Source organism: Streptomyces sp. PKU-EA00015 (assembly GCF_013387495.1).
GTDB lineage: Bacteria > Actinomycetota > Actinomycetes > Streptomycetales > Streptomycetaceae > Streptomyces.
On the sequence record NZ_JABZEE010000107.1, the window covers coordinates 1 to 558 of the forward strand.

1 protein-coding gene is annotated in these 558 nt (G+C 67.7%); it reads left to right on the forward strand.

The genetic code is table 11. The features are described 5' to 3' along the window. Positions 1–558 (forward strand): AIR synthase related protein (locus HW130_RS34955; protein ID WP_256356532.1); only part of this gene is annotated, 558 nt, incomplete at both ends.

The following is a 558-nucleotide window of genomic DNA, read 5'->3' on the forward strand; positions in this document are numbered from 1 at the left end:
AAGGTTCCCGAGAACGACGCCATGCTGGTCGGGATCGGTGAGAACGCGGGCGTCGTGGACGTCGGTCAGGGTTACGCGGTCACGTTCAAGGTGGAGTCGCACAACCACCCGTCGTACATCGAGCCCTATCAGGGTGCGGCGACGGGTGTGGGCGGCATCGTGCGGGACATTCTGGCGATGGGTGCCCGTCCGGTCGCGGTGGTGGACCCGCTGCGGTTCGGTGCGGCGGACCACCCGGACACCAAGCGGGTGCTGCCGGGCGTCGTCGCCGGTATCGGCGGCTACGGGAACTGTCTGGGTCTGCCGAACATCGGGGGCGAGGTCGTCTTCGACGAGTGCTACCAGGGCAACCCGCTGGTCAACGCCGGATGTATCGGTGTGATGAAGCACGAGGACATCCATCTCGCGAAGGCGTCCGGCCCCGGCAACAAGGTGATCCTGTACGGCGCCCGCACCGGTGGTGACGGCATCGGCGGCGTCTCGGTCCTCGCGTCCGAGACCTTCGACGACACGAAGCCGACGAAGCGGCCGGCGGTGCAGGTGGGTGACCCGTTCCAG